Source organism: Devosia sp., from assembly GCF_025809055.1.
Taxonomy (GTDB): domain Bacteria; phylum Pseudomonadota; class Alphaproteobacteria; order Rhizobiales; family Devosiaceae; genus Devosia.
In genome coordinates this window covers 203945-230376 of the sequence record NZ_CP075529.1, presented here as the reverse complement: position 1 = coordinate 230376, position 26432 = coordinate 203945, and the positions used below count along the sequence as shown (strand labels likewise).

Below are 26432 nucleotides of genomic sequence, written 5' to 3'. Positions count from 1 at the left end.
AGGAACGAGCGGAAACTATCATGACCTTTGCTGATTTTCGGCGCGCTGTCGGCGCCCTGGTTCTCGGACTGACGCTGGCGCTGACCGCAGCGCTGCCGGCATTCGCCGCCACGGTGGTGACCGTCAATGGCGAGGCGATCAGCGACGTGCAGATCGACCAGCGCCTGCGCCTGTTCCGGCTGGAAGGCAACAGCACCGGGCGCAACGGCGCCATGGAGCAGCTGATCAACGAGGCCATCCAGCTGCAGGAAGCCAGCCGCCTTGGCATCAGCGTTTCCAATTCGCAGGTGGACGAGGCCTTCCTGCAGGTGGCACGCAACGTCAAGGTGAGCCGGGACCGGCTCGAACAGATGCTGACCCAGCAGGGCGTCAATATCGACACGCTCAAGGTCCGGCTGCGCGCAGCCATTGCCTGGAACAGCGTGGTGCAGCAGACCGTGGCCTCGAGCGCCCAGATCTCCGAGCTCGAACTCGACCAGCAGGCCGCCCAGCAGGTCGCCGCCTATCAGAACTTCGACTATATCCTCAAGGAAATCATCTTCGTGGGCAGCGGCCGCCAGGGCCAGGCCAATCGCTACCGCTCCAGCTTTGCCGGCTGCGACAGCGCCGTTGAACTGTCGCTGGCCTTTACCGACGCGGCAGTCGTCGATGTGGGCCGCCGCCACGCCACCCAGGTTCCCGATGCAATCGCCAAGGAACTGGCCGGGCTCAATGTGGGCGGCATCACCAAGCCGCGCGTCGTCGAGAACGGGGTTTCCATGCTCGCCGTGTGTGAAAAGGTGCAGGCGCAGGACCTGACTTTCGTGAAGGACGAAATCCGCGAAGCCAGCGGTGGCGATGCCGTGAAACGCGAAGCCGACGCCCTGCTGGCCCGCCTGCGCAGCAGCGCCAAGATCATCTTCAACTGATCTGACGCTGGTGCCAGCGCCAAGCCATTGCGAGCCGCGCCCAAGAGGCGCGGCTCTTCACATTCGGGGGCGAAGATGACCAAGCCATTGGCCGTGACCATGGGAGAGCCGGCGGGGATCGGCCCTGACCTCATCCTCTCCGTTTTCGCGCGCCGCGCCGCGCTGAAGCTCCCGCCCTTCATCGTTTTCGGGCACCGCGACTTTCTCGCCAGCCGGGCTCAGCGGCTGGGGCTCGACATCGCCGTGGTGGAGACGGATGAAGCCGGCGCCCCTGACGCATTCGCCAGCGCCCTGCCCGTGCGCAGTATCGAGGGCCTGGTGCCGGATCATCCGGGGCAGACCAGTCCGCTCTCGGCGCGCGTGGTCATCGGCGCCATCGAGGCCGCGGTGGCCTCGGTGCTGACCGGCAAGAGCCGGGGCGTGGTCACTGCTCCAATCCACAAAGGTGCGCTCTATTCCGCCGGTTTCCGGCATCCCGGCCATACCGAGTTCCTGGCCGATCTCTGCGCCGGTTCCGGCCCGGCACGGCTGCCGGTGATGATGCTGGCGCATGACGATCTTCGCGCCGTGCCGCTGACCATTCATGTGCCGCTGCGCGACGTGCCGGGGCTGATCAGCCGCAGGCTGATCCTCGACACGCTGCGGATCATGGCGCACGACCTGCGCCAGCGCTTTGGCATCGGCATGCCGCGCATTGCCGTGGCGGGGCTCAATCCCCATGCCGGGGAAGGCGGCACGATCGGTCGCGAGGACGTGGAGGTCATTGGACCCGCCATTGCCGATGCGCGGGCTGAGGGTATCGAGGCCATGGGTCCCCTGCCCGGCGACACGCTGTTCTACCCGCCGCACTGGCGGCAATATGATGCGGTTCTGGCCATGTATCACGACCAGGCGCTGATCCCGATCAAGACCGTGGCTTTCGACTCCGGGGTCAATGTCACGCTGGGCCTGCCGATCGTACGCACCTCGCCCGACCACGGCACGGCATTCGACCTGGCCGGAACCGGCAAGGCCTCGACATCGAGCTTTGAGGCCGCCATATCCATGGCACACCAGATGACGGCGAAGGACCTATGAGCCAGATCGATACATTGCCGCCCCTGCGCGAGGTGATCGCGGCGCATGGCCTGCGCGCCAAGAAGGAGCTGGGGCAGAATTTCCTGCTCGATCTCAACCTCACCGCCCGGATCGCGCGGGTGGGCGGATCGCTCGAGGGCGTGCGGATCATCGAAGTCGGCCCCGGCCCGGGTGGCCTGACCCGCGCCCTGCTGGCCGAAGGGGCGCGCGAGGTGATCGCCATCGAGCGCGATGCGCGGGCGCTGCCGGCGCTGGCGGAAATCTCGGACGCCTATCCGGGCCGGCTGACGGTGATCGGCGGCGATGCCATGGAAATGGACTACCGGCTGCTGGCCGATGGCCCGACCCGGATCGTGGCCAACCTGCCCTACAATATCGGCACGCAATTGCTGACCGGGTGGCTGACCATGGAGCCCTGGCCGCCGTTTTTCGAGAGCCTGACGCTGATGTTCCAGCGGGAGGTGGCCGAGCGGATCGTGGCGCGGCCGGGCGATGATGCCTATGGACGCCTGGGCGTTCTGGCCGGGTGGCGGAGCGAGGCCCGGATCGCCTTCAATGTCGGCCGGCAGGCTTTCGTGCCGCCGCCCAACGTGACCTCGGCCGTGGTGCATATCGTGCCCAAGCCGGTGGAGGCCGGATTGCCGGTCAAACTGGTGGAACAGGTGACGAAGGCCGCCTTCGGGCAGCGTCGGAAGATGGTTCGGCAATCGCTCAAATCGCTGGGCGTACCGGTCGAGGGGCTGCTTGCCGCTGCCGGGCTCAAGGGCGACGAGCGGGCCGAGGACCTGCCGATCGAGGCGTTTCTGGCCATGGCACGGGCGCTGCCGGGGTTGCGGTAGCCAGGAAATACCTGCGCGCAACCGCGTTGCGCTGAATCCCCCTCCCTAGCTGTGCTAGGGCCCTTTGGGCCTAGCTTCGCTACCCTCCCCTCAAGGGGGAGGGTGTGCAGGAGCCGCCCGCTCCGGGAGCGGTAAGGGCGCGACGAAGACGAGGCGGATGGCGACCAGAAGCGCGAGGATGGCGGCGCCGCCACAGACGGCGAGCACGCCGGCCCAGCCCCAGGCCGTCCAGGCATAGCCGCCCAAGGTCCCCAGAATTGAGGCGCCGAGATAATAGGCGACCAGATACATGGCCGAGGCCTGGGCCTTGCCGATGCGGGCGCGGCGGGTGACCCAGGCGCTGGCGACGCCATGGGCGGCGAAAAACCCCATGGTGGCGATGGCGAGTCCGAGGATGATGACCGGGGTCGAGGGCACAGCGGTGATCAGCATGCCGGAGGTCATCAAGGCCACAAGCGCCCAGAATACAAGCCTGCGGCCCAGCCGCTGCGACAGGCTGCCCGCCCAGGTCGAACTGGCGCTGCCCAAGAGATAGACGAGGAAAATGGCAGCAATGGCCGAGTGGCTGAGCGCGAAGGGCGGCAAGGCCAGGCGGAAGCCGGCATAATTGTAGAGCGTGACAAAGCCGCCCATGAGCAGGAACGAAGCGGCAAAGAGCCACGGCAAGGCGGCGTCGTCGAAGCTGGCGCGGCAGCGGCGCCAGAGTTCGGTGAGCCGGATCGGATCACGCACGAAGTGACGCGGCCTTGGCAGGAGGAAGGCAACGGCAATGGCGGCAACAAGGATCATTCCGGCCAGGATGCCGGTGCCCAGTCGCCAGCCGAGCAGATCCGAAAGAATGCCCGAAATCACCCGCCCGGCCATGCCGCCAATGGCGGTGCCGCCGATATAGAGCCCCATGGAAAAGCCCAGCGCTTCGGGGTCCATCTCCTCGGAAAGATAGACCATGGCGACGGCGGGGATGCCGGCGAGGGTAAATCCCATCAGGGTGCGGAGGGTGATCAATTGCCACCAGACCTGGGCCAGCGGCAGCAGCATGCCCAAAGCGGCGGTGATCAGCAGGGCGCCGACGATGAGCCGGCGGCGCCCCAGGCGGTCGGCCAGCATGCTGGCCGGTATCAGCGCGACGGCCATGGTGGCGGTGGTTGCCGAGAGCGCCAGCGAGGCAGTGCCGGCATCGCGCACCCAATATTCGGCAAACATGGGCAGCAATGGCTGCACGGAATAGAGCGAGGCGAAAACGGAGAAGGCGGAGAGGAAGAACGCGATATTGGCCCGGACAAATTCCAGCGTGCCACGGCGGATGGCGGGGGCCTGATCGCTCACCGGATCAGCCTCGCGAAGGGTGGAACCTCCGTCATCCTGCGGCTCCAAACAGGGGTCCCCACTTTCGCGGGGATGACGGCTTGGTGGACTGGACAGGGGGACATGTTCAAGTTGCTAGAGAGAATCTATCTGGCTCTGCAAGTCTTTGACGAAGCTCGCCAAATTCACCTGGCGCTCACGCTTGAGACGGGCCGAGGCCAGGATGGCGCGGACGCGGGCGACGGATTCTTCGAGGTCGCGATTGACGATGACATAGTCGTATTCGTCAAAGTGCTCCATCTCGACGCGGGCATTGCGCAGGCGCTTTTCGATGGTGCCGACGCTGTCCTGGGCCCGGCGTTCGAGACGGGCCCGCAATTCCTTGATCGAGGGCGGCAGGATGAACACGGTCACCATGTCGGCGCGGCACTTTTCATAAAGCTGCAGCGTGCCCTGATAGTCGATGTCGAACAGGATGTCGTTGCCGACGGCCAACTGCTCCTCGACCTGCGCGCGGGGCGTGCCGTAGAAATTGCCGTGGACTTCGGCGCTTTCCAGCAGTTCGCCATCGCGGGCCATCTTCTGGAAGGTGGGCACGTCGATGAAATAGTAGTGCTTGCCGTGCACCTCATCGGTGCGGCGGGCGCGCGTCGTTACCGAGACCGACAGACGAATATTGGGATCAGCGCCGAACAGCGACCGCGAGATGGAGGATTTGCCTGCACCCGATGGCGAGGCAATCACCAGCATGACACCGCGGCGCTGAAATTCCATGATCCCCACTCTACTCGATATTCTGAACCTGCTCGCGTAGTTGATCGATCACCGCCTTGAGGTCAAGGCCGATGGCGGTGAGGTCCACCGCGTTCGACTTGGAGCAGAGCGTATTGGCCTCGCGGTTGAATTCCTGGGCCAGGAAATCGAGGCGGCGGCCAACCGGACCACCTTCGGCAATGAGTTTGCGGGCGGCCTCGATATGGGCGCGCAGGCGGTCGAGTTCTTCTTGGATATCGGCCTTGGTAGCCAGGAGCAGCGCTTCCTGGGCGATGCGTTCGAGCGGCAGGCCCGCCTCCTGCTGCAACAGGGACACCTGCTGGCGGAGGCGCGCCTCGATGGCCTCGCGGGACCGTGCGGGGTGGACGGCGGCGCGTTCAACCAGTTCGGCAATGACATCCAGCTGGCTGTAAAGGACACCGGCAATGGCCGCGCCTTCTTCGCAGCGGGCGGCCTTGAGGGCGTCGACGGCTTCCCCAGCGCAGGCGAGGATCAGCGCCGACAGTTCGTCTTCATCGAGATCGCCGGCCCCATCGTCGAATTCCAGTACCCCCGGAAGGGCTAGGATCCCGTCGACGCGAGGCGGCGCGGACTCGATGCTGTGCTTGAGGTCGTCGAGGGCCAGCAGCACGGCCCCAAGCACCTTCTGGTTGATGCGGGGTGCGCCGCCGCCCCTGGGCTGATCCAGGGTGACGACGAGATTGATGGACCCCCGGCTCAGGGCGCGGGAGACGATCTGGCGCAGCGGGATATCGACCGCGTCGAGACCCGGCGCCAGGCGCAGGCGCATGTCGAGGCCGCGTCCATTGACCGACTTGAGTTCGAGCCGCACCCGCAGGCCGCCGGCCTGCCGCTCGGCGCGGGCGAAACCGGTCATGCTCGAAAGGGCTGCGCTCACTGCTCGGCGCCGCTTCCGGCCTGTTCGGCCTCTTCTGCTTCCAATGCCTGCCGGGCCGCTTCCGCTTCGGCCTGGGCAGCAGCTTCGGCGGCGATCTCGCGATACCTGGCCACGTTCTGCTGGTGCTCGGCATAGGTCTCGGCGAAGACATGGCCCTCGCTGGGTGTCGCCCCCTTGGCCACGAAGTAGAGGTAATCGTGGCTATCCGGGTTGGCCACGGCCCGCAGCGACTCGATGCCCGGATTGGCAATCGGCGTCGGCGGCAAGCCGTCGATCTGGTAGGTGTTGTAGGGCGTCGTCGCCTCGATCTCGGAGCGGCGAATGCCGCGATCCAGCGTCGATTGCCCCAGGGTGATGCCGTAGATGATCGTCGGGTCCGACTGCAGGCGCATGCCCACGCGCAGGCGATTGACGAACACCGCAGCAATCTGTGGGCGCTCGCTGGCCACGCCGGTTTCCTTTTCGACGATGGAGGCGAGAATGAGCATTTCCGCCGCCGAGGCAATCGGCAGGTCGGGCTGGCGGGTCTCCCAGACTTCGGCCAGGGCCTGGGTCATGGCCAGCTGCATCTTTTCAAGCACGGACTGGCGGGTATCGCCGGGCGTATAATCATAGCTGCCCGGCAGTATCGAGCCTTCCTGCGGCAGGGTACCGATCTGGCCGGTCAACTCGTCATTGTCCTGAAGACGTTGCACGGCCTGCCAGACGGTCCAGCCCTCCGGAACGGTCACGGCATAGCGGATCGGGTTGCCCTCGGTCAGTTCGACCAGAATTTCGGACATGCTGGCGCCGGCCGGAATGCTGAAATCACCGGCCTTGACCACCGAACTCTGCTCCACGCGGCTGCCGAACTGGGTGAAAATCAGCGCATTGGTGATGAAGCCCTGATCTTCCAGCCGGCCGGCGGTGGTGGTGAGCGAACTCCCCGATTCGACCCGGAACACCCGTTCTTCGGCGGTCGGACCATCGCCATAATATTGCGACGCGATGAAGATGAAACCGCCACCGAGAACGACAAGGCCGATGACAACCAGGGTCAACAGGCCATTGAGAATGTCGATCAAGCCATTGCTGCGCCGGCGGCGCCGCCTTCTGCGTTCATTCATGGATAGTGCATCACTCGCATTGGGCCACCCATCTGGCAGGCGCCCGTTTGTTTTATCGTTGCGCCGAACTATGGCGAAGCATCGGCATAATTTGCAAGCCCGGCCAGAATGACAAGGGGCACGTCACCTGTTCCGGCGACATGCCCCTGACAATTCGTGGAAAAGTGATCGCCCGGACGCCGTCAGCTGACCTTGCGCATCACCAGGGTGGCATTGGTACCGCCAAAGCCGAAGCTGTTGGACAGGGCCACGTTGATTTCCTTCTTGAGTGCCTTGTGCGGCACCAGATTGATCTCGGTCTCGACGGAGGGATTGTCGAGATTGAGCGTGGGCGGCGCGATATTGTCGCGCATGGCCAGAAGGCAGAAGATGGCTTCGACAGACCCGGCGGCACCCAGCAGGTGGCCAACAGCGGACTTGGTGGAACTCATCACGGCCGTGGAGGCGGCATCGCCCAGAACGCGGGTCACCGCGCCCAGTTCGATCTCGTCGCCAAGCGGCGTCGAGGTGCCATGGGCATTGATGTAGTCGATCTCCGAGGCCGAAATGCCGGCGCGTTTGACGGCAGCACTCATGGCGCGGAACCCGCCATCGCCATCGGGCGACGGCGCGGTGATGTGATAGGCATCGCCGGACAGGCCATAACCGATCACTTCGCCATAAATCTTGGCGCCGCGGGCCTTGGCCCGCTCGTAATCCTCGAGCACGACGATACCGGCGCCCTCGCCCATGACGAAACCATCGCGGTCCTTGTCATAGGGGCGGGATGCGGCGACCGGATTGTCGTTGAAGCCCGTGGACAGGGCGCGAGCGGCCGAGAAACCTGCCAGGGCCAGGCGATTGACGCAGCTTTCGGTGCCGCCGGCGACCATGACATCGGCATCGCCGAGGGCAATGAGCCGGGCAGCATCGCCGATGGCGTGCGCGCCAGTCGAACAGGCGGTGACCACCGAATGGTTCGGACCCTTGAGCCCGAAGCGGATCGAGACCTGGCCGGAGGCCAGGTTGATCAGGCGGCCGGGAATGAAGAAGGGGCTGATGCGACGCGGCCCCTTTTCATGCAGGGTGATTGACGCATCATAGATACCGCCGACACCACCGATCCCCGAACCGATCAGAACGCCGGTGCGCTCCTGCTCTTCAGGGGTCTTGGGTTCGACGCCGGCATCTTCGATGGCCTGGGTAGCCGCAGCCATGGCATAGACGATGAAAGGATCAACCTTGCGCTGTTCCTTCACCTCCATCCATTCGTCGGGGTTGTACTTGCCATCGGCATAGTCCCCGAGCGGAATGCGGTGGGCGATCTGGCACGCAATATCGTCGATCTCGAAGTCGTCGATGCGCTTGGCACCGCTCTTGCCGGCGAGGATATTGGTCCAGGTGGATTCAACACCACACCCAAGAGGCGTGACAAGTCCCAGCCCGGTTACGACAACTCGGCGCAATTGCATGGTCAGCGGCCTAATCCCTTGGCTTAGCTGGTGGCCTTGGTCAGGAAGGCAACCGCATCGCCGAAGGTCTGGATCGACTCAGCGGCATCGTCGGGGATCTCAACCGAGAACTCTTCTTCGAAAGCCATGACCAGCTCAACCTGGTCGAGCGAGTCTGCACCCAGATCGTCGATGAAGCTGGCCTTTTCGGTGACCTTCTCGGCATCCACATTGAGGTGTTCCACAACGATCTTGCGGACCCGATCAGCGACATCGCTCATATTAGACTTCCCTTTTAGAAATCGAGGTTTCGTTTCGCTTCTTATTGGCGCAGCGCCAAATCATCAAGCACTGTGTTGGCCCGCACCGGGGCAATGTAAGCGGCCTTGCCAGCGCCTGCAAGGCGAACCGGCATGTGCAACCGGGGCGCGAACTATCATGTTTCTTTCGCCATATCCAGCCGCAATGCCGCGGGTTTCCAAGGGTTTTACCCCTCAGATCATCGCCATGCCACCGTTCACGTTGAGGGTCTGACCGGTGATATAGGCGGCAGCATCGCTGGACAGAAATACGGCGCAGGCAGCGATTTCCTGAGCCGTACCCAGGCGGCCCATGGGCACGGAAGCCAAGATGGAATCGCGCTGCTTGTCATTGAGCTCGTCGGTCATGGCCGAGGCGATGAAGCCGGGTGCAATGGAATTGACGGTGATATTGCGGCTGGCGACTTCGTGGGCCAGCGCCTTGTTCATGCCGATGAGGCCGGCCTTGGAGGCGGCATAGTTGCCCTGCCCGGGATTGCCGGTCACGCCGACAACGGAAGAAATGCCGATGATGCGGCCCCAGCGGGCCTTCATCATGCCGCGCAGAACGGCGCGATTGAGATGGAAGGCGGCGGTGAGATTGACCGCGATGACGTCATCCCACTCTTCGTCCTTCATGCGCATGAACAGGTTGTCGCGCGTCATGCCGGCATTGTTCACCAGAATATCGACGCCGCCCATGGCCGCCTCGGCTGCCGGCACGAGCTTGTCGACCTCGTCGAGCTTGCTGAGATTGGCGACGAGGATCGGACAATCCTTGCCGATGGCAGCAGCGGTTTCCTCGAGCGCACCGACACGGGTGCCGCTGAGGGCGACGGTGGCACCAGCGTCTGCCAATGCCTTGGCGATTTCGCGGCCGATGCCGCCGCTGGCGCCGGTAACAAGGGCACGTTTGCCAGAAAGATCAAACATTTAGGTCTCCTCCGGGGAGAAAGTGATTCAACGGCTTCGGAAATTGATTCCGCTGCTTCAGGCTTTGGTTTCGGCCACGAAGGCCTCGATGTCTGCCGGGGTGCCCAGGGCACGGCCGCTGGCTTCCGGCGCGATGCGTTTTGCAAGGCCGGTCAACACCTTGCCCGACCCCAGTTCAACCAGGTTGGTCACGCCGCCCTCGCTCGTGAGCCAGGTCACGCTCTCGGTCCAGCGCACCACGCCGGTAACCTGTTCGACCAGGCGCTGGCGGATTTCGGCCGGGTCGGAAATCGGCGCCGCCAGCACGTTGGACACAACGGGCACGACCGGAGCCTGCATGTCCACCTCGGCCAGGGCGGCCTGCATGGCTTCGGCGGCGGGCTGCATCAGCGAGCAATGGAAGGGCGCGGAAACAGGCAGCAGCAGAGCGCGCTTGGCGCCCTGCGCCTTGGCCAGTTCGAGCGCCCGCTCGACTGCGCCGGTAGCGCCGGAGACGACGACCTGGCCGGGCGCATTGTCATTGGCAACTTCGCAGACTTCGCCCTGCCCGGCTTCTGCGGCAACGGCGCGGGCGGTTGCGAGATCGAGCCCCAGCAAGGCGGCCATGGCGCCGTGGCCGACGGGAACCGCCTTCTGCATGGCCTGGCCGCGTGTCCGCAACAGGCGGGCGGCGTCAGCCAGGGAAAAGGTGCCGGCAGCGCAGAGGGCCGAATATTCACCCAGAGAGTGGCCTGCGACATATTTGGCGTGATCGCGCAGGGCGATGCCATGCGCATCAAGCACGCGGACCACGGCGACGCTGACGGCCATGAGGGCGGGCTGCGCGTGCTCGGTCAGGCGCAACTCGTCCTCGGGGCCCTCGAACATGATGGTGGAAAGGCTGGCGCCGAGCGCGTCATCGACCTCTTCGAAAACGGCGCGCGCTTCGGGAAAGGCTGCGGCCAGATCCTTGCCCATGCCCACGGCCTGGCTGCCCTGGCCGGGAAAGGTGAATGCAGAACTGGACATGCTCGTCCCCCTCGTTTCGTTGACCGCTGCTGGCTCATTGAGGCTTGCAGGTGCTGTTCGGGCATTGCAGGGACTGTGTGGCAGAGTCAAGGCTAAGGGAGATTTCGGCGAGTTGCAGGCGTCGAAACGAGAGAATATTAACATTGCCGGGCGAAGGTGAATTCGTCAGACAAGTTTTACTACCGGCAAATGAGCCAGACCGCCTCCCAGAACAGATACCTGCCAGACACGCCTTCCGGGCAATCCGCCGTTGTCGGGTTGCTGGTTCTTGGCGCCTGCATCGTCGGTATCGGGACGCGCTGGTTTCTCGACCTGGCCAGTTTCTGGCCGGCCAATGCCCTGCTTCTCGGCATCCTTACCCAAAGACCGGCAATCAACCGGCCCATGACCTGGATTGCCGCGACGCTGGCTTTCCTCGCGGCAGACATGCTGGCCGGCACACCGGCCCCGGCGCTGCTGCTGCTGACGGCAGCCAACTTGGCGGGAGTCGCCGTGGGCGTGATGACAGCACGGGCCATACCCTATCACCTGGTGGGCAGCCATCACCCGGCCAGCGCCATCGTCGTGCTCGTGCTGGTTTCGGCGGCTTCTGGTGGTGCGGCACTGGTCGGCGCGGCCACCGGCCCGCTCCTGTTCGACGTGCCGCTGGCGGAAAGCGGCTTGCTGTGGTTCTCGACCGAATTCGTCAATTACATCGTGGTCTTCCCGCTCGTCCTGGCCATCACCGGCCCGGGCCAGGACCGCTGGCGCATATTTTCGCGCAGTTCCCGCGTCGCCATGCGGCAGGTGGCTTCGCTTCTCTTCCTTGCGGTTTCATACTTTGCGGCACATCTGCTGGGGGGACCGGGCGCCATCCTGCTGCTGATGCCGGGCCTGGTCTGGTGCGCCCTGCGATTCCGGCCTGTCGCCAGCACGGCCATAACCCTGATCGTGACCGTCCTGCTGCTGATCTCAGGCCAAACCGGTTTCATTGCGCTGGGCTTCGACTTTTCCAGCACGACGGAGACGTCGTCATTCCGGCTCGGCGTCGCCATGGTGGCCCTGATGCCGTTCATCGTCGCCGGGCTCAACCAGGCCTGGCGCCACGTGCACGAATCCCTTCGCCACTCGGCCAACCATGACCTGCTGACGGGCCTGCTCAACCGCGCGGCGTTCTTCGACAGCGCCAGGTCAATCTTTGCGGATATCGAGCGGCGCTATCCAGTCAGCGTGCTGATGGTGGACATCGACCACTTCAAGGCCATCAACGATACATACGGACATGCCACCGGGGACGAGGCGCTCGTGACCGCGGCCAATGCGCTCCGCGGCAACCTGCGCGAAGGCGACGTGGTGGCACGGATCGGCGGGGAGGAATTCGCGATCATCCTGCCCGGCGTCAACCTGATCGGCGCGCTGGCCACGGCCGAGCGGCTGCGCATTGCGGTACAGACCCGATCGATCAACTCTCCCGGCAACCCGCCGCTGCGGATGACCGTCAGCATCGGCGTGGCCGAAAGCAACGAGGCCAGCTCACTCGAGGCTTTGATGTCCGAGGCGGACGCTGCTCTGTATGTCGCCAAGAACAGCGGGCGCAACCGGGTCGCCGTGCCCTTGGCTCCGGAGCCTGGGCCACCCCCCGAAAGGCGGTCGGCTCGCCTCGGGTAGCGTCCCACACGGAGGATGCATCATGCGCGTTTCAATCCATACTCTGGGGACGCGGGGGGACGTTCAGCCCTATCTGGCGCTGGCGCGCGAAATGCGCAGCCGCGGCCACGAGGTGATGCTGGTGGCTCCAGCCCAGTTTGCCGACATGGCGGCGGCCGAACAGATCGGGTTTGCCCCACTGCCCGCGGAGTTCCTGGAAACGTTGGAATCATCGGAGGCGAAGTCGGTCATTGGGGGGTCAGGTGGCGGGTTCGGCGCCGGCCTCAAGCTCATCAAGCACTATGTGGGCATGATGAGCGAGATATTTGACCGCGAATGGGCCGCCGCGCGCGATTTCGGACCCGACGCCATCCTGTTTCACCCCAAATCGCTGGTGTCCCCGCACATTGCGCAAAAGCTGGGCATTCCGGCCATTCTGGCCTCACCCCTGCCCGGCTTTACCCCCACCTCGGCTTTTCCCACGCCTATCCTGCCCTTCGGCAATCTGGGGCCGCTCAACCGGCTCAGCCATGGCCTGATGATCCATGGCGGTGGCGTCCTGTTCGGCAAGGCCATCCGCAAATGGCGGGTGGACAGCCTCGGCCTGCCGCCGCGCGGGCGCATCAATCCGCCTGCCGCCGTGCTTTTTGGATATAGCCCAAGCGTGCTGCCAAAACCGGCCGATTGGGGTGCAGATGTCGCGGTGACCGGATATTGGACCCTGACCGCGCCGGCATGGTCCCCGGACCCCGGCCTCGCCAGGTTTCTTCAAGCAGGCGAGGCGCCTGTCTATATCGGGTTCGGCAGTATGCCCGAGGCCGACCCGGAGGGCCTGACGCGCCGCGTGATCGACGGTGTCAGGCTGGCGGGCAAGCGCGGCCTGCTCGGCATTGTCGGCGGGGCGCTGACCGAGATCCCTGCCGGGGAGGACATCCACTTCATCCAGAGCGCGCCGCATGACGCGCTGTTTCCGCTGGTGGCCTCGACCATACACCACGGCGGAGCCGGCACGACCGGTGCCTCCCTCCGGGCAGGAAAGCCGACCACGATCTGCCCGTTCCTGGGCGACCAGCCGTTCTGGGGGCGCCAGGTGGCCCGGCTGGGGGTGGGCCCCGATGCGCTGGACAAGCGCCGTCTCAGTGCCGAAGACATCGCCGCCGCCATCACCTTCATGGACGACGAAGCAGTGAAAGACCGGGCCAGTGCACTCGGCAGGCTGATCCGTGCCGAAGACGGCACGGCCAGTGCCGTCGACATTGTAGAGCGCACCATCGCCACGCGGTGAGCCAGGCTTGCTTTGTGGGCAGCGTTCCCCTATAGGGACGCCAGCAATTCGTTTGGCCGGGGGCTGAACGGAGGGTTCGGCTTTGCCGGATAGGGTTCATCGAACCCGGCCTCCCGTGTTCCCGCTCTTTGCAAGACTGCTTTGACGCCTTTCCGGCTTCAAGGAGGCTCCGCGCCAGGCATTGCTTATGGAAACCGCAAAGGAAGGCGCATCGATGGCCCTTTACGAACACATCTATCTCGCTCGCCAGGACGTGTCCCAGCAGCAGGTGGAAGAGCTGACCGCTCAGCTGACCGAAGTCCTGTCCCAGGGCGGCGGCAAGGTCACCAAGAACGAATATTGGGGCCTCAAGGGCCTCTCCTACCGCATCCGCAAGAACCGCAAGGCGCACTACACCCTGCTCAACATCGAAGCTCCGGCCCCGGCCATTGCCGAGATGGAACGCCAGATGCGCATCAATGAAGACATCCTGCGCTTCATGACCGTGCGCGTCGACGAGCTGGAAGAAGGCCCGTCGGCCATGATGCAGAAGCGTGACCGCGACGACCGTGACGGCGGCCGTGGTGATCGTGGCGGCCCCTCGGGCGACCGTCGTCCCCGCCGGTTCTAAGATAAGGAACGATAGTTATGGCCATTAAAGACCTTACCACTTCCCAGGCCCGCCGCCCGTTCCAGCGTCGTCGCAAGACCTGCCCGTTCTCGGGTGAGGGCGCGCCCAAGATCGACTACAAGGACGTGCGTCTGCTGAGCCGCTACGTGTCCGAGCGCGGCAAGATCGTGCCGAGCCGCATCACTGCCGTTTCTGCCAAGAAGCAGCGTGAACTGGCCCGTGCCATCAAGCGTGCCCGTTTCATCGGCCTGATGCCGTACGCCGTGCAATAAGCGCGCTGGGACGGCGATCTAGCGGCGTCCCGACGGCTTCTTGCCCCCTCACCCACACGGGTGAATCGCTGGGGTCGCGGAATGGTCCGCGGCTCCTAACCGCCCCACAGGCGGGACAGCCACAAGGAATACCCAAATGAAAGTCATTCTGCTCGAGCGCGTTGGCCGCACCGGCACCATCGGCGACGAAGTCAACGTCAAGGACGGCTTTGCCCGTAACTTCCTGCTGCCCCAGGGCAAGGCCCTGCGCGCCACGGAAGCCAACCGCAAGCGTTTCGAAAACGAGCGCGCCCATATCGAACAGCGCAACGAAGAGCGCCGCAATGCCGCTGCTGGCATTGCCGAGGGTCTCAACGGCCACGCCGTCGTGATGATCCGCCAGGCCGGCGAAACCGGCCAGCTCTATGGTTCGGTCGCTGCCCGTGACGTCGTCGAGGCCCTGGCCAAGGACGGCTTCACCATCCAGCGCAACCAGGTCGAACTGCCTGATCCGATCAAGTCGGTCGGTGTTCACACCGTGGCCCTGTCGCTGCATCCGGAAGTTGAAGTCACCGTGACCGTCAACGTTGCCCGTTCGGCCGACGAAGCCGAGCGCCAGGCTGCCGGTGAAGACGTGACCGTGCATACGTTCGAGGCCGATGAAGGTGGCGATTTCGCCGCCGGCCAGCAGGACGCCGCACAGGACGACCGCTTCGAAGAGTAGGCTCCAGCCCACGATCGAGATTGAAAGGCCGGGCCCGGTGCCCGGCCTTTTTTGTTTTGGTGCGGTTCGTGGGGTTCCCGCTTTCGCGGGAATGACATGGTGGGGAGCCGGGAATGACATGAGGAAGGCGGGAATGTCGCGGTGGGGGGCGAGAGAGAATCGCGCTTTGGGCGGGCAATCGCTTATGATCACAATCCCCGTTGTCCCCGCTGTTCACACAGAACGTTTCCAGTACATTAACCGGATCGCCGCTAGCCCAAGACTCCGCGCCGAGTCGCGTGATTAAGAAAGGTTAACACCCCGGAAAGACCCATGGCCGAGATCGCACGCCTTCACCCTGCCGAAGACAAGTCCTTTCGCACCGCGCCGCACAATGTGGATGTGGAGCAGGCGCTGCTGGGCGCGATCCTGATCAACAATGACGCGTTCTACCGGGTGGCCGATTTCCTGCTGCCAGAGCATTTCTACGAGCCAGTCCACCGCGAAATCTATGAGCTGGCGGGCAAGATCATCCGGGCCGGCAAGGCGGCGGAACCGGCCACGCTCAAGACCCACCTGCCCGACCAGCTGCTGCCCGACGTGACCATGATGCAATATCTTTCGCGGCTGGCGGCGGAAGCGACGACGGTGCTCAACGCGGCCGACTATGGCCAGGCCATCTATGACCTGGCCATTCGCCGCAATCTGATCATGGTGGGCGAGGAAATGGTCTCGGTCGCCTATGACAGCGATGTCGAGATGACGCCGGTCAGGCAGATCGAAAAGGTGGAAGGCGAGCTGTTCCAGCTGGCCGAAAAGGGCCGCTATGATGGCGGCTTCCAGGCTTTCTCGTCGGCCCTCAGCGCCTCGATCCAGATGGCCGGCGAGGCCTTCCAGCGCGACGGAGGCCTGTCGGGCATTGCCACGGACCTGCACGATCTCGACCGGCAGATGGGCGGGTTGCAGCGCAGCGACCTGATCATCCTGGCCGGCCGCCCGGCCATGGGCAAGACCTCGCTCGTGACCAACATCGCCTACAATGTCGCCAAGGCCTGGCGCGGCGACGTGACGCCCGACGGGCACAGCAAGACCGTCAATGGCGGCATGGTGGGCTTTTTCAGCCTCGAAATGAGTTCCGAACAGCTCGCCACCCGTATCCTGGCCGAACAGGCGGAGATTTCATCCTCCGATATCCGGCGCGGGCGCATCCACGACAACCAGTTCGCCAAGCTGGTCGACGTCTCCAACATGATGAGCAAGGTGCCGCTCTATATCGACGATACCGGCGGCATTTCGGTGGCGCAGCTTGCGGCCCGTGCCCGGCGCCTCAAGCGGCAGCGAGGGCTCGACCTGCTGATCGTCGACTACCTGCAATTGCTCTCGGGCTCGTCGAAGGCGTCGAGCCAGAACCGCGTGCAGGAACTGACCGAAATCACCACCACGCTCAAGGCGCTGGCCAAGGAACTGGAAGTGCCCATCATCGCGCTTTCCCAGCTGTCCCGACAGGTGGAAGCGCGCGACGACAAGCATCCGCAACTGGCAGACCTGCGCGAATCGGGCTCTATCGAGCAGGACGCGGACGTGGTTCTGTTCGTGTATCGCGAAGAATACTATCTCAAGAACAAGGAGCCCAAGGAGGGTACGCCCGAGCATCTGGCCTGGCAGGGGGAAATGGAGAAAGTGCACGGCAAGGCGGAGGTCATCATCGCCAAGCAGCGCCACGGCCCCACCGGCACGGTCCAGCTGAGTTTCGAGGCGCAGTTTACCCGCTTTGGTAACCTTGCTCGGGCAGACTACCTGCCCGAACGCATGGAATAGGCATGGCGCTGACTTCTGGCCTGGGCGGCCAACTGAGCATCGACCTGGGCGTATTGGCCCGCAACTGGCGCGCGCTGGACAAGATCAGCGCGGGGGCATTGACCGCTGCCGTGGTCAAGGCAGACGCCTATGGCATGGGCATCGACATGGCGGCCAAGGCGCTGCACGCCGCCGGGGCCCGTTTCTTCTTCGTGGCGACGCCGGATGAAGGCATGGCTGTGCGCGCCGCCCTGCCCGATGCGCATATCTTCATTCTCTACGGGCTCTATCCCGGCGCGGCCAATCTCTATATCCGGCAAAACCTGATGCCGGTGCTTTCCTCGATGTCGATGCTCGAAGAATGGCTCGCCAAATGCATCGAGCGCAACGAAGCCTATCGCGCCGCTTTTCACTTCGATACCGGCATCAACCGGCTCGGGTTCCGGCTGGGCGAGGTTTCGGCCGTGCGCCAGCGCATCGAGCAACTGGGCTATGCGCCGCAGATGATCATGAGCCACCTGGCCTGCGCCGACACGCCCAACCACGAAAAGAACCGCACCCAACTGGCCCTGTTCGGCTCGGTGATGGCGCAATTCCCTGGCATTCCGGCATCATTGGCCAATTCGGCCGGCATGATGACGGGGCGCGACTATCATTTCCAGATGGTGCGCCCGGGCATTGCGCTCTATGGCGGCCGTGCAGTGGCCGGACGCAAGAACCCCATGCAGGCGGTGGCGACGCTGCACGTGCCCATTCTGCAGGTCACCGAAGGGCGCACCGGGGAAACGGTCGGCTATGGCGCCACCTACACGCTCAACCGCAATTCGCGGCTGGCGGTGCTCGGCTATGGCTATGCCGATGGCGGATTGCGATCCCTCTCCGGCACCAATCAGCGGCCGGGCGGCAAGGTGTTCATCCGTGGCCAGCTCTGCCCCATTGTCGGGCGGATCTCAATGGACCTGACCATTGTCGACATTACCGAACTCGGCCCCGACCTGCCCGGCCCCGGCGAGGGCGCGGAGGTTTTCGGGCCCAATGTGCGGGTCGATGACCAGGCCGACGCGGCCGGTACTATCGGCTACGAACTGCTGACCAGCCTCAAGGGCCGCTACAACCGCATCTATGTCGGCGACGGGCACGTGCCGGAGTAGCGCATATGACCGAGCCCGTATTCATCATTACCGGCGCCATGGCGGCCGGCAAATCCACCATAGCCAAAGCCCTGGCCCAAAGGTTCAACAGAGCCGCCTACGTCGAAGGCGACGCCTTTCTGCGGATGATCGTGCGCGGCGAGGCCGTCATGGGACCAGTTCTCGATGCCGATGCGCGCGCCCAGCTCAGCCTTCGGCAGCAAGCCGCCACCGATAGTGTGCGTCGCTTCGCAGAGGCGGGATTTGCCGTAGTTTATGAGGACATCCTGATCGGGGATGACCTGAGAAGCGCCGTCGATCGGCTCAGCGACTTTGAACCGCGCGTCGTTGTCCTGACACCGTCAGCGGACGTGCTCGCCCAGCGGGATCGCGATCGGCCCAAGACCGGATATTCGGACAATTTTTCCCCCAGCGTCCTCGCCGAAGCGCTGGTGCGCGAAACGCCAAGAATTGGCCTATGGCTGGACAGTTCCGAGATGAGCGTTGAACAGGTGATAGACGCGATCCTCGCCCCCCAATAGGCGGGCACACCTTGTTCCTTATTTGTTCTTGTCGATCGTCCGACCTGCTGCTAAACCTTACGGACTGACGATACGAGACAGCCTTGGCCAATTCTGTGCCCCTCTACATCATTCTGCTGCGCGCCATCGGGCCGGCGACGCATCGGCTCATGAGCATGGCGGACTGGCGCGACGCGGCCGAGCGGGCCGGATTCGTCCGGCCGGAGACTGTGGTCAATACCGGCAACATGATCGCCGGATTTGCCGCTGGTGCGGGGGCGGCGCGAAAGGCCATGGAGCCGGTGCTGCGCGGGTTCGGGCTTGGTGAAAACGTCGCGGCCATCATCAGGACACCCAATCAGCTTCGGCGCCTGGTCAAGGCCGACCCGATTTCTGACGCAGCGACAAAGCCAAGCGAAACCGGGGTCTATTTCTTTGCCGCTGCAAAGCCCGACTTTGGCTGGGCAGAGCAACATGACGGACCGGAAGCGATCCATATCATCGCCGATCACCTCATTGTCGATTTTTCGCAGGATGTGGCCAAGTCCGGCAAGCTGATCCGCAAGATCGACAAGCATTGCGGGCTCAATACGTCACGCAACTGGAACACGACGCGCAAATTGGCCGAGCGGGTCATGGCGCGGGACAGAGAGGGGTAATAATGGGGCCGGTTCGAAACGTCTCGGATGAAGGCTGTCATTGCTGTGGAAAGGGATTCCTGTTTTCCCCGGCGGTGTCGCGAAACGGAGGTTCCCGCTTTCGCGGGAATGACACGGAGGCGGGGAATGAACCGGCGGTCGGGAATGACCCGGTGGCCGGAAATGAGCCAGTGCTGGGGAATGCCCCGGTGGGCCGGGAAAGACGTTTCAATTCAGGTGGCACGTTAGCGTAATGGCGAAATCCAAATCCTCCTTCATCTGCCAATCCTGCGGGGCGGTATCGAGCCGCTGGCAGGGCCGATGCGATTCCTGCGGGGAATGGAACACCATCGTCGAGGAACTGGTGGATTCCGGCGTCGGTGCTGGGCCCAAGGCCGCCAAGGCGGGAGGACGGCCGGCGAACCTGGTGCCCCTGAGCGGGGAAACCGAGAGCGCGGCCCGTGTCGTCACCGGCATTGCGGAGCTGGACCGGGTGACGGGCGGCGGCTTCGTCAAGGGCTCGGCCCTGCTCGTCGGCGGCGATCCGGGCATCGGCAAATCCACCCTGCTGTTGCAATCGGCTGCGGCGCTGGCGGCCCGGGGCAAGCGCGTCATCTATGTGTCGGGCGAGGAGGCGGTGGCGCAGGTGCGACTGCGGGCGCAGCGGTTGGGACTGGGGGAAGCGGGCGTCTTGCTGGCGGCGGAAACCAATGTCGAGATCATCCTGGCGACGCTGGAAAGCGGCCCGGCGCCGGACCTCGTCATCATCGACTCGATCCAGACGCTGTGGACCGACCGGGTGGATTCGGCGCCCGGCACGGTGACCCAGGTGCGCACCTCCGCACAGGCGCTGACGCGCGTCGCCAAGAAGACCGGGGCGGCCGTTGTACTGGTCGGCCACGTCACCAAGGATGGGCAGATCGCCGGGCCGCGCGTCGTCGAGCACATGGTCGATGCCGTGCTCTATTTTGAGGGCGACAGCAGCCACACATTCCGCATTTTGCGCGGGGTGAAGAACCGTTATGGCGCAACCGACGAGATCGGCGTCTTTGCCATGACCGAACGCGGACTGGAGCAGGTGGCCAACCCCTCTGCACTGTTTCTCGACCAGCGCGACAAGGACGCGGCGGGCTCGGCCGTCTTTGCCGGCATGGAAGGGACGCGGCCGCTGCTGATCGAAATCCAGGCGCTGGTCGCGCCCTCGCCGCTGGGCACGCCGCGCCGCGCCGTCGTCGGCTGGGATTCTTCGCGCCTGTCGATGGTGCTGGCTGTGCTGGAGACGCGGTGTGGGGTGCGGATCGGGGCCAACGACATCTATCTCAATGTCGCTGGTGGCCTCAAAATCAATGAACCCGCGGCCGACCTCGCGGTGGCGGCAGCGCTGATTTCTTCGCTGACGGGGTCCGCCCTGCCCGCCGATGCCGTCTATTTCGGGGAAATTTCGTTGGCCGGTGGCGTGCGGCCGGTGGTCCATGCCGGCCTCAGGCTGCGCGAGGCGGAAAAGCTCGGCTTCGGATCGGTGGTGACCGGCAAGCTCGGCAATGCCGACCGTGGCGGGGGCCTCGCGGTGACCGAATATGCTCTCTTGAGCGACATGGTCAGCCGGATCGCGGCGCAGGGCAAGAGAGCCATTCCCGAACCGGAGCCGGATTCATGGTAAATCATCAGTTTTCGGGGAGATCGCCCTTGCGCACTGCACCCGCCCTTGGCAGGGCGTTTCAAAATCGTTAAAGGTCGCGCAGGAGCGTCATCCGGGCCTCGACACGGGGCATTGGGGAGCGTTTTCATGTGTTGCGCATCGGCACCCAGTGGCGGACGTGCCCGTCGGGGCGATGCCAGGGAAAGCCGGGGCGGCTAGAAACAGGCGAAAAGACATATGCTGACTGCGTTTGACGTTGGTGTGGGCGTACTGGTGCTGATCTCGGCAATTCTGGCGACGGCCCGTGGCCTGACCCGCGAGGTCCTGTCGCTGGCCACCTGGGCCGGTTCGGCGGCAATTGCCGTCTATGCCTGGCAGTTCCACCCCGAAATCGCCCGCGGCTATATCGACGAGCCGCTGGTGGCCGATATCGCCACCGTCGTCGTCAGCTTCATCGTCTCGCTGATCGTGCTGCACCTGCTCACCATGCGCATCGCCGATTTCGTCGTCGACAGCCGCGTCGGCCCGATCGATCGCACGCTGGGCTTCGTGTTCGGCGTGTTGCGCGGCATCCTGATCGCCATCGTCATCACCATTTTCGGCGTCTGGCTGCTGGGTACAAACCTGCCGGACTGGGCCGCGCGGTCGCAGTCCCTGCCCTATCTGCAGAACATGGGCAACACGCTGATCTCCATGCTGCCCGATGGCCTGGAGCAGCAGGTCACCGACATCATCCAGGGCGGCGGCGCCAACCTGACCGAGGATCCCGACGTGCCGGCAACGCCGCTGGAAGGGACCGAGCCGGTCGACCCGAGCATGGACGGCACCGTGGACCCCACCGATCCCGTGCCCGAAACCGAGACACAGACCTAAGACCGCTCACCGGAGCCTGAAACACTGCAGGCGGGAGATGCGCATCCGCCTCAAACCCGCTGGTCGCACTTGTCATTGGTGCGGGGCCGGAAAATGCGCTATTTGCGGGCCCAGAGCGCTTCCCGTTTCCGGGAGGCGACCTTGGGCGGGAGCGTTCTGTGATCTGATTGGGTCAGAGCAGGTGCTCCAAGTCTTTGAGTTGGGACGTTTTCGAAGCAGAAGAGTGGTATCCTCTTTCTCTCTAAAACGCACGAACAGGCGGCATGATTGGCATGGAGACCCCGGTGATTCCTGCGAGCGATGAGGTTTTTGATCTCGACGGTGACACGCTGCATGAAGAGTGCGGCGTGTTCGGCATTCTGGGCCATAGCGACGCGGCAACGCTGACCGCGCTGGGCCTGCATGCACTGCAGCATCGCGGCCAGGAAGCGGCCGGCATCGTCAGCTTCGATGGCCAACAATTCCATCAGGAAAAGCGCATGGGGCTGGTGGGCGACCACTATACCGACCCGGCGGTCCTCGCGAAGCTGCCCGGCCATATCGCCATCGGCCACACCCGCTATTCGACCACGGGCGAGGTGGCGCTGCGCAATGTGCAGCCGCTGTTTGCCGAACTCGAAGCCGGCGGCATCGCCATCGCCCATAACGGCAATTTCACCAATGGCCTGACCCTGCGCCGGCAGATCATCGCCACCGGCGCCATCTGCCAGTCGACCTCCGATACAGAAGTCGTGCTGCATCTCATCGCCCGCTCGCGACATTCCTCCAGCACCGACCGCTTCATCGACGCCATCCGGCAGATGGAGGGCGGATATGCCATGCTGGCCATGACCCGCACCAAGCTGATTGCGGCGCGCGACCCCATCGGTATCCGCCCGCTGGTCATGGGTGAACTCGACGGCAAGCCGATCTTCTGCTCGGAAACCTGCGCCCTCGACATCATCGGCGCGAAATATGTGCGCGATGTCGAGAATGGCGAAGTCATCATCTGCGAGATGCAGGCCGATGGCTCGATCAGCATCGATGCGCGCAAGCCTGCCCGCAAGGCGCCGGAACGGCCGTGCCTGTTCGAATATGTCTATTTCGCCCGCCCGGATTCGGTGGTCTCGGGCCGCAGCGTCTATGTGGCGCGCAAGAACATGGGCATTAACCTGGCCAAGGAAGCGCCCGTCGACGCCGACGTGGTGGTGCCGGTGCCCGATGGCGGCACGCCAGCGGCCATCGGTTTTGCCCAGGCCAGCGGCATTCCGTTCGAGCTCGGGATCATCCGCAACCATTATGTGGGGCGGACCTTCATCGAGCCGACCCAATCCATCCGTGCTTTCGGCGTGCGCCTCAAGCACTCGGCCAACCGCGCCGAAATTGCCGGCAAGCGCGTAGTGCTGATCGATGATTCGATCGTGCGCGGCACCACATCGGTGAAGATCGTGCAGATGATCCGCGACGCCGGCGCAACCGAAGTCCACATTCGCGTCGCCAGCCCGATGATCTTCCATTCGGACTATTACGGCATCGACACGCCGGACCCGGACAAGCTCCTGGCCAATCAATATACCGACCTCGACGCCATGTGCCGGTTCATCGGCGCGGACTCGTTGCAGTTCCTGTCCATCGACGGGCTCTACCAGGCCGTCGGCGGCGAAAAGCGCAATGCGCAGGCGCCGCAATTTACCGACCATTATTTCACCGGCGACTATCCCACGGTCTTGACCGATCTGCACGGGCGGACCATGAGCGACCCCAAGCAGATATCGCTGCTCAAGGAAGCGGGTTGATGAGCGAAAACAAGGAACTGGCCGGCAAGGTCGTGCTGGTCACGGGGGCGTCGCGCGGCATCGGCTATGCGGCCGGGCTGGAAGCGGCAAAGCGCGGCGCGCATGTGATCGCCGTGGCGCGCACGGTGGGCGGACTCGAGGAACTCGACGACGAAATCCAGGGCGGCGGCGGGTCGACCACGCTGGTGCCGCTCGACCTGCGTGACGGAGAGGCCGTCGACCGGCTGGGCGCTGCCATATTCGACCGCTGGGGACGCCTTGACGGGTTGATTGCCAATGCCGGCCAATTGGGCGTACTGAGCCCGGTGTCGCACATCAAGCCAGACGAGTTCGACAAGGTTTTGGCGGTCAATGTGACCGCCAATTATCGCCTGCTGCGGTCGCTCGACCTGCTGTTGCGGCAATCCGAGGCCGGGCGGGCGGTCTTCGTATCGTCCAGCGCGGCGCGCTCGGCCCGCCCGTTCTGGGGGCTTTATGCGGCCAGCAAGGCCGCGCTCGACGCGCTGGCCAAATCCTATGCAGGGGAAATTGCCCAGACCCGGGTCAAGGCCAACGTGTTCTATCCCGGCGCGGTCAGGACTGCCATGCGGGCCAAGGCCATGCCGGGCGAAAACCCGGACACCCTGCCGGCACCGGCCGAAATCGCGCCAAAGCTGCTGGACCTGCTCGATCCGGGCCTTGACGAAAACGGACGCCTGTTCGACGTCGATACTGGCCGGTTCGAAGATATCTGACATGGTCGTGCTGCGCCGGTATCAGCCAAGCGACCTCGATGCGCTCTACCGCATCTGCGTGCAAACCGGGGATGCCGGCGCCGACGCTACCCCGCTGCACAATGACCCGCAGCTTGTGGGCCATGTCTATGCGGCGCCCTATGGCGTGCTGGAGCCCGGCAATGCACTTGTCGCCGAGGACGAGCAGGGCGTGGCCGGCTATCTCGTGGGCACGCACGATACCGATGCTTTCGTGGCGCGGCTCGAGGCCGAGTGGTGGCCAGAATTGCGGACGCGCTATGCGGATGCCCACGGCATGACCGAAGCCGACCGGAACCGGATTGCCACGATTATGCGGCCGCACAAGAACCCCGCAGACATCGTCGCCGACTATCCAGCCCATATCCATATGAACCTGCTGCCGCGCCTGCGCGGGCAGCGGGTGGGATCGCGCCTGCTCGACATGTGGGTCGACCAGGCAAGAAACGCGGGGGTGAGCGGCATTCACCTCGGGGCCAGCCGCAGCAATGCCGGAGGCATCGCCTTCTGGGGCAAGTCGTTCGAGCGGTTGCGCGAGGACGGCGCGGTGTGGTTCGGGATGCGTCTCTGATCCTGGAGCCTGTTTGGCGGGACGCGTCGAATGAGTGCGCCATGTCGCGGCAGCAAAGGGGTTTTCACCCCTCACCCCAGCTTTGCCAGGTCGCTGCGCTTCCGGCGTCGCTACCCTCTCCCCGTAGGGGCGAGGGGGCGATGGAGCCGGTGGTTCACGTGATTGGTGAAACCGAACCTGATCCGGATTGCACAGCGGAACAAGAATGGGCCTGTTGCCACAAGCGAGGGGCCTTCACCCCTCACCCCAGCTTTGCCAGGTCGCTACGCTTCCGGCATCGCTACCCTCTCCCCTAAGGGGCGAGGGGGCGATGGAGCCGGTGGCTTGGTAGCTGCAGGGGGGGCGACGGGACGGGGATCGTCAGCTTGGTACGACCAGCGGGGCGAGCAGGATCTTGTCGATGCGGTGGCCATCGAGATCGATCACTTCGAACCGCCAGCCGTCGCGGTCAAACGTCTCCCCGACCGCGGGCAGATGATTGAGCTGGGCCAGGACATAGCCTGCCAGGGTCTCGTAGCGGGCATCCTTGGGCACGGCGACCTTGAAGCGCTCGCTGAAGTCGTCGACGGGCATCCACCCGGCGACCAGCCATGAGCCGTCCTGACGATGGACGAGGGCGGGTTCGTCACCGGGATCGCCATTATAGACGCCGGTAATGACCTCAAGCACGTCGCCGAAGGTGACGATGCCCTCGAAGTGCCCGTACTCGTCCACCACAAGCGCCAATTGGGAATCGGACTTGCGGATGGTTTCCACAACGTCGAGCGCCTCGGCGTGTTCCATGACCACGGGAATGGATTTTACCAGCTTGCGCAGATCGGGCTGCGCGCCGCCGGCGAGGGACGGCAGCAGGTCGGACAGTTCGAGCACGCCGAGAATGGAATCGGCGTCACCATCCTGCACGAGCACGCGGGAATGGCGGCTTTCGAGGATGATCTTGAGATTGTCGTCGTAGGAGTCGGTCACGTCGATGGCCACGACATCGAGCCGGGGCGTCATGATGCCCCGGGCCGAGCGGTCGGCCAGGCGCATTACGCCCGAAATCATCGAATGCTCCTCGGTCTCAAGGATACCGGCCGTCGTCGCCTCGGCGATGATGGTGCGGACCTCTTCTTCGGTCACCGATTCCTCCGATTGCCCGCTCTGACCCAGAAGGCGCAGCACCGCCTTGCCCGAAATATCGAGCAGCCAGACGACGGGCGTGCCGATCCGCGCCAGGATGGACATGGGCATGGCCACGCGCGACGCAACGCCCTCAGGATTACGCAGGGCGATCTGCTTGGGGACGAGTTCGCCCAGGATCAGCGAGCAATAGGTGATGAGCACGACGACGACGCCAACGCCGCCGACATCAGCGATATTGCTGGGCACGCCAGCGGCCCGCAGGCCCTCGCTGAGCCGCAGGCCCAGCGTTGCGCCGGAGAAGGCACCGGACAGGATGCCGACCAGGGTGATGCCGATCTGTACGGAGGAAAGGAATTTGCCCGGATCTTCCGCCAGGCGGATGGCGGTTGCCGCACCTTGATTGCCGGAATCGGCCATGACTTTGAGGCGGGCGGGACGGGATGAAACGACGGCCAGTTCGGACATGGCCAGGGCGCCGTTCACGAGGATCAGAACGACGACGATGATGATTTCTGTAAGCAACAAAGTGCAATATTGACACGCCGCGACCAATGGCGGG

The 26432-nt window shown here is 64.4% G+C and carries 26 protein-coding genes; 17 read left to right on the top strand and 9 right to left on the bottom strand.

Annotation, left to right across the window (positions count from 1 at the left end; translation table 11 throughout):
• Positions 1-20: 20 nt before the first annotated feature.
• The 3 genes from KIT02_RS01120 to rsmA all read left to right on the top strand — a co-directional run bounded on the left by KIT02_RS01120 (position 21) and on the right by rsmA (position 2824).
• Positions 21-908, top strand: a complete 888-nt coding sequence (locus tag KIT02_RS01120; RefSeq protein ID WP_297581146.1) for a SurA N-terminal domain-containing protein — start codon at positions 21-23, stop codon at positions 906-908.
• A gap of 75 nt (positions 909-983) precedes the next feature.
• The gene (pdxA, locus tag KIT02_RS01115) at positions 984-1985 is read left to right on the top strand and encodes a 4-hydroxythreonine-4-phosphate dehydrogenase PdxA (protein WP_297581144.1); all 1002 of its coding nucleotides are present in this window, start codon (positions 984-986) and stop codon (positions 1983-1985) included.
• Complete coding sequence (rsmA, locus tag KIT02_RS01110; RefSeq protein ID WP_297581141.1) at positions 1982-2824, top strand: 16S rRNA (adenine(1518)-N(6)/adenine(1519)-N(6))-dimethyltransferase RsmA; 843 nt, start codon at positions 1982-1984, stop codon at positions 2822-2824. Before pdxA ends, rsmA begins: the two co-directional genes overlap by 4 nt.
• Positions 2825-2914: 90 nt before the next feature.
• On the opposite strand, the gene KIT02_RS01105 is transcribed toward rsmA, so the two are convergent.
• The 8 genes from KIT02_RS01105 to fabD all read right to left on the bottom strand — a co-directional run bounded on the left by KIT02_RS01105 (position 2915) and on the right by fabD (position 10577).
• Positions 2915-4150, bottom strand: a complete 1236-nt coding sequence (locus KIT02_RS01105) for an MFS transporter (RefSeq protein WP_297581139.1) — start codon at positions 4148-4150, stop codon at positions 2915-2917.
• A gap of 114 nt (positions 4151-4264) precedes the next feature.
• Positions 4265-4903, bottom strand: a complete 639-nt coding sequence (gmk, locus tag KIT02_RS01100; RefSeq protein ID WP_297581136.1) for a guanylate kinase — start codon at positions 4901-4903, stop codon at positions 4265-4267.
• A gap of 10 nt (positions 4904-4913) precedes the next feature.
• A complete protein-coding gene (locus tag KIT02_RS01095) occupies positions 4914-5801 on the bottom strand; it encodes a YicC/YloC family endoribonuclease (protein WP_297581133.1) in 888 nt (295 codons plus the stop codon).
• Positions 5798-6907: an endolytic transglycosylase MltG gene (mltG, locus tag KIT02_RS01090; RefSeq protein ID WP_297581130.1), complete on the bottom strand. Its 1110-nt coding sequence runs from the start codon at positions 6905-6907 to the stop codon at positions 5798-5800. The genes KIT02_RS01095 and mltG overlap by 4 nt, the downstream gene beginning before the upstream one ends.
• A gap of 182 nt (positions 6908-7089) precedes the next feature.
• Positions 7090-8352: a beta-ketoacyl-ACP synthase II gene (gene fabF, locus KIT02_RS01085; protein ID WP_297585429.1), complete on the bottom strand. Its 1263-nt coding sequence runs from the start codon at positions 8350-8352 to the stop codon at positions 7090-7092.
• 29 nt (positions 8353-8381) lie between these two features.
• Entirely contained in the window at positions 8382-8618 is a 237-nt protein-coding gene (locus tag KIT02_RS01080; RefSeq protein WP_046103861.1) for an acyl carrier protein, read from the bottom strand.
• A 213-nt stretch (positions 8619-8831) separates the two neighbouring features.
• On the bottom strand, positions 8832-9569 hold the full coding sequence (gene fabG, locus KIT02_RS01075) for a 3-oxoacyl-[acyl-carrier-protein] reductase (protein ID WP_297581118.1): 738 nt from the start codon (positions 9567-9569) through the stop codon (positions 8832-8834).
• Positions 9570-9626: 57 nt separating this feature from the next.
• Positions 9627-10577 carry an ACP S-malonyltransferase gene (fabD, locus tag KIT02_RS01070; RefSeq protein WP_297581115.1) on the bottom strand — a complete coding sequence of 317 codons (951 nt, stop codon included), beginning with the start codon at positions 10575-10577 and terminating at the stop codon, positions 9627-9629.
• A gap of 189 nt (positions 10578-10766) precedes the next feature.
• Between fabD and KIT02_RS01065 the strand changes: the two genes are divergently transcribed.
• From KIT02_RS01065 to KIT02_RS01000, 14 genes are all read left to right on the top strand, one after another.
• Positions 10767-12224 (top strand): sensor domain-containing diguanylate cyclase, encoded by a 1458-nt coding sequence (locus tag KIT02_RS01065; protein ID WP_297581112.1) that lies wholly within the window; start codon positions 10767-10769, stop codon positions 12222-12224.
• 22 nt (positions 12225-12246) lie between these two features.
• Positions 12247-13488 carry a glycosyltransferase gene (locus tag KIT02_RS01060; RefSeq protein ID WP_297581108.1) on the top strand — a complete coding sequence of 414 codons (1242 nt, stop codon included), beginning with the start codon at positions 12247-12249 and terminating at the stop codon, positions 13486-13488.
• 214 nt (positions 13489-13702) lie between these two features.
• Entirely contained in the window at positions 13703-14098 is a 396-nt protein-coding gene (gene rpsF, locus KIT02_RS01055; protein WP_297581105.1) for a 30S ribosomal protein S6, read from the top strand.
• Between the two features lie 23 nt (positions 14099-14121).
• Positions 14122-14370 carry a 30S ribosomal protein S18 gene (gene rpsR / locus KIT02_RS01050; protein ID WP_109442249.1) on the top strand — a complete coding sequence of 83 codons (249 nt, stop codon included), beginning with the start codon at positions 14122-14124 and terminating at the stop codon, positions 14368-14370.
• A 136-nt stretch (positions 14371-14506) separates the two neighbouring features.
• Complete coding sequence (gene rplI, locus KIT02_RS01045; RefSeq protein ID WP_366520574.1) at positions 14507-15073, top strand: 50S ribosomal protein L9; 567 nt, start codon at positions 14507-14509, stop codon at positions 15071-15073.
• Between the two features lie 312 nt (positions 15074-15385).
• Positions 15386-16870, top strand: coding sequence for a replicative DNA helicase (locus KIT02_RS01040; RefSeq protein WP_297581102.1), 1485 nt, complete (start codon positions 15386-15388; stop codon positions 16868-16870).
• 2 nt (positions 16871-16872) lie between these two features.
• The gene (alr, locus tag KIT02_RS01035; RefSeq protein WP_297581099.1) at positions 16873-18000 is read left to right on the top strand and encodes an alanine racemase; all 1128 of its coding nucleotides are present in this window, start codon (positions 16873-16875) and stop codon (positions 17998-18000) included.
• Between the two features lie 5 nt (positions 18001-18005).
• On the top strand, positions 18006-18521 hold the full coding sequence (locus tag KIT02_RS01030; protein WP_297581097.1) for an AAA family ATPase: 516 nt from the start codon (positions 18006-18008) through the stop codon (positions 18519-18521).
• A gap of 83 nt (positions 18522-18604) precedes the next feature.
• The gene (locus KIT02_RS01025; RefSeq protein WP_297581094.1) at positions 18605-19159 is read left to right on the top strand and encodes a DUF1697 domain-containing protein; all 555 of its coding nucleotides are present in this window, start codon (positions 18605-18607) and stop codon (positions 19157-19159) included.
• 232 nt (positions 19160-19391) lie between these two features.
• Positions 19392-20798, top strand: coding sequence for a DNA repair protein RadA (gene radA / locus KIT02_RS01020; protein WP_297581091.1), 1407 nt, complete (start codon positions 19392-19394; stop codon positions 20796-20798).
• 216 nt (positions 20799-21014) lie between these two features.
• Positions 21015-21650, top strand: a complete 636-nt coding sequence (locus KIT02_RS01015; protein WP_297581089.1) for a CvpA family protein — start codon at positions 21015-21017, stop codon at positions 21648-21650.
• A 284-nt stretch (positions 21651-21934) separates the two neighbouring features.
• The gene (gene purF, locus KIT02_RS01010) at positions 21935-23425 is read left to right on the top strand and encodes an amidophosphoribosyltransferase (RefSeq protein WP_297581086.1); all 1491 of its coding nucleotides are present in this window, start codon (positions 21935-21937) and stop codon (positions 23423-23425) included.
• On the top strand, positions 23425-24159 hold the full coding sequence (locus KIT02_RS01005) for an SDR family NAD(P)-dependent oxidoreductase (protein WP_297581083.1): 735 nt from the start codon (positions 23425-23427) through the stop codon (positions 24157-24159). The genes purF and KIT02_RS01005 overlap by 1 nt, the downstream gene beginning before the upstream one ends.
• Position 24160: 1 nt before the next feature.
• Positions 24161-24748, top strand: a complete 588-nt coding sequence (locus KIT02_RS01000) for a GNAT family N-acetyltransferase (RefSeq protein ID WP_297581081.1) — start codon at positions 24161-24163, stop codon at positions 24746-24748.
• Between the two features lie 360 nt (positions 24749-25108).
• Here KIT02_RS01000 and KIT02_RS00995 read toward each other — a convergent pair whose 3' ends face one another.
• A complete protein-coding gene (locus tag KIT02_RS00995; RefSeq protein WP_297585420.1) occupies positions 25109-26380 on the bottom strand; it encodes a hemolysin family protein in 1272 nt (423 codons plus the stop codon).
• Positions 26381-26432 lie beyond the last annotated feature (52 nt).

Bases quoted from the DNA above. Each gene is read 5' to 3' on its own strand.
- KIT02_RS01015 (WP_297581089.1), top strand. From the start codon at position 21,015: ATGCTGACTGCGTTTGACGTTGGTGTGGGCGTACTGGTGCTGATCTCG.
- KIT02_RS01030 (WP_297581097.1), top strand. From the start codon at position 18,006: ATGACCGAGCCCGTATTCATCATTACCGGCGCCATGGCGGCCGGCAAA.
- KIT02_RS01005 (WP_297581083.1), top strand. From the start codon at position 23,425: ATGAGCGAAAACAAGGAACTGGCCGGCAAGGTCGTGCTGGTCACGGGG.
- fabG (WP_297581118.1), bottom strand. From the start codon at position 9,569: ATGTTTGATCTTTCTGGCAAACGTGCCCTTGTTACCGGCGCCAGCGGC.
- KIT02_RS01065 (WP_297581112.1), top strand. From the start codon at position 10,767: ATGAGCCAGACCGCCTCCCAGAACAGATACCTGCCAGACACGCCTTCC.
- alr (WP_297581099.1), top strand. From the start codon at position 16,873: ATGGCGCTGACTTCTGGCCTGGGCGGCCAACTGAGCATCGACCTGGGC.
- fabD (WP_297581115.1), bottom strand. From the start codon at position 10,577: ATGTCCAGTTCTGCATTCACCTTTCCCGGCCAGGGCAGCCAGGCCGTG.
- KIT02_RS01120 (WP_297581146.1), top strand. From the start codon at position 21: ATGACCTTTGCTGATTTTCGGCGCGCTGTCGGCGCCCTGGTTCTCGGA.
- KIT02_RS01080 (WP_046103861.1), bottom strand. From the start codon at position 8,618: ATGAGCGATGTCGCTGATCGGGTCCGCAAGATCGTTGTGGAACACCTC.
- KIT02_RS01040 (WP_297581102.1), top strand. From the start codon at position 15,386: ATGGCCGAGATCGCACGCCTTCACCCTGCCGAAGACAAGTCCTTTCGC.
- KIT02_RS01060 (WP_297581108.1), top strand. From the start codon at position 12,247: ATGCGCGTTTCAATCCATACTCTGGGGACGCGGGGGGACGTTCAGCCC.
- mltG (WP_297581130.1), bottom strand. From the start codon at position 6,907: ATGAATGAACGCAGAAGGCGGCGCCGCCGGCGCAGCAATGGCTTGATC.
- rpsF (WP_297581105.1), top strand. From the start codon at position 13,703: ATGGCCCTTTACGAACACATCTATCTCGCTCGCCAGGACGTGTCCCAG.
- pdxA (WP_297581144.1), top strand. From the start codon at position 984: ATGACCAAGCCATTGGCCGTGACCATGGGAGAGCCGGCGGGGATCGGC.
- radA (WP_297581091.1), top strand. From the start codon at position 19,392: ATGGCGAAATCCAAATCCTCCTTCATCTGCCAATCCTGCGGGGCGGTA.
- rplI (WP_366520574.1), top strand. From the start codon at position 14,507: ATGAAAGTCATTCTGCTCGAGCGCGTTGGCCGCACCGGCACCATCGGC.
- KIT02_RS01000 (WP_297581081.1), top strand. From the start codon at position 24,161: ATGGTCGTGCTGCGCCGGTATCAGCCAAGCGACCTCGATGCGCTCTAC.
- rsmA (WP_297581141.1), top strand. From the start codon at position 1,982: ATGAGCCAGATCGATACATTGCCGCCCCTGCGCGAGGTGATCGCGGCG.
- gmk (WP_297581136.1), bottom strand. From the start codon at position 4,903: ATGGAATTTCAGCGCCGCGGTGTCATGCTGGTGATTGCCTCGCCATCG.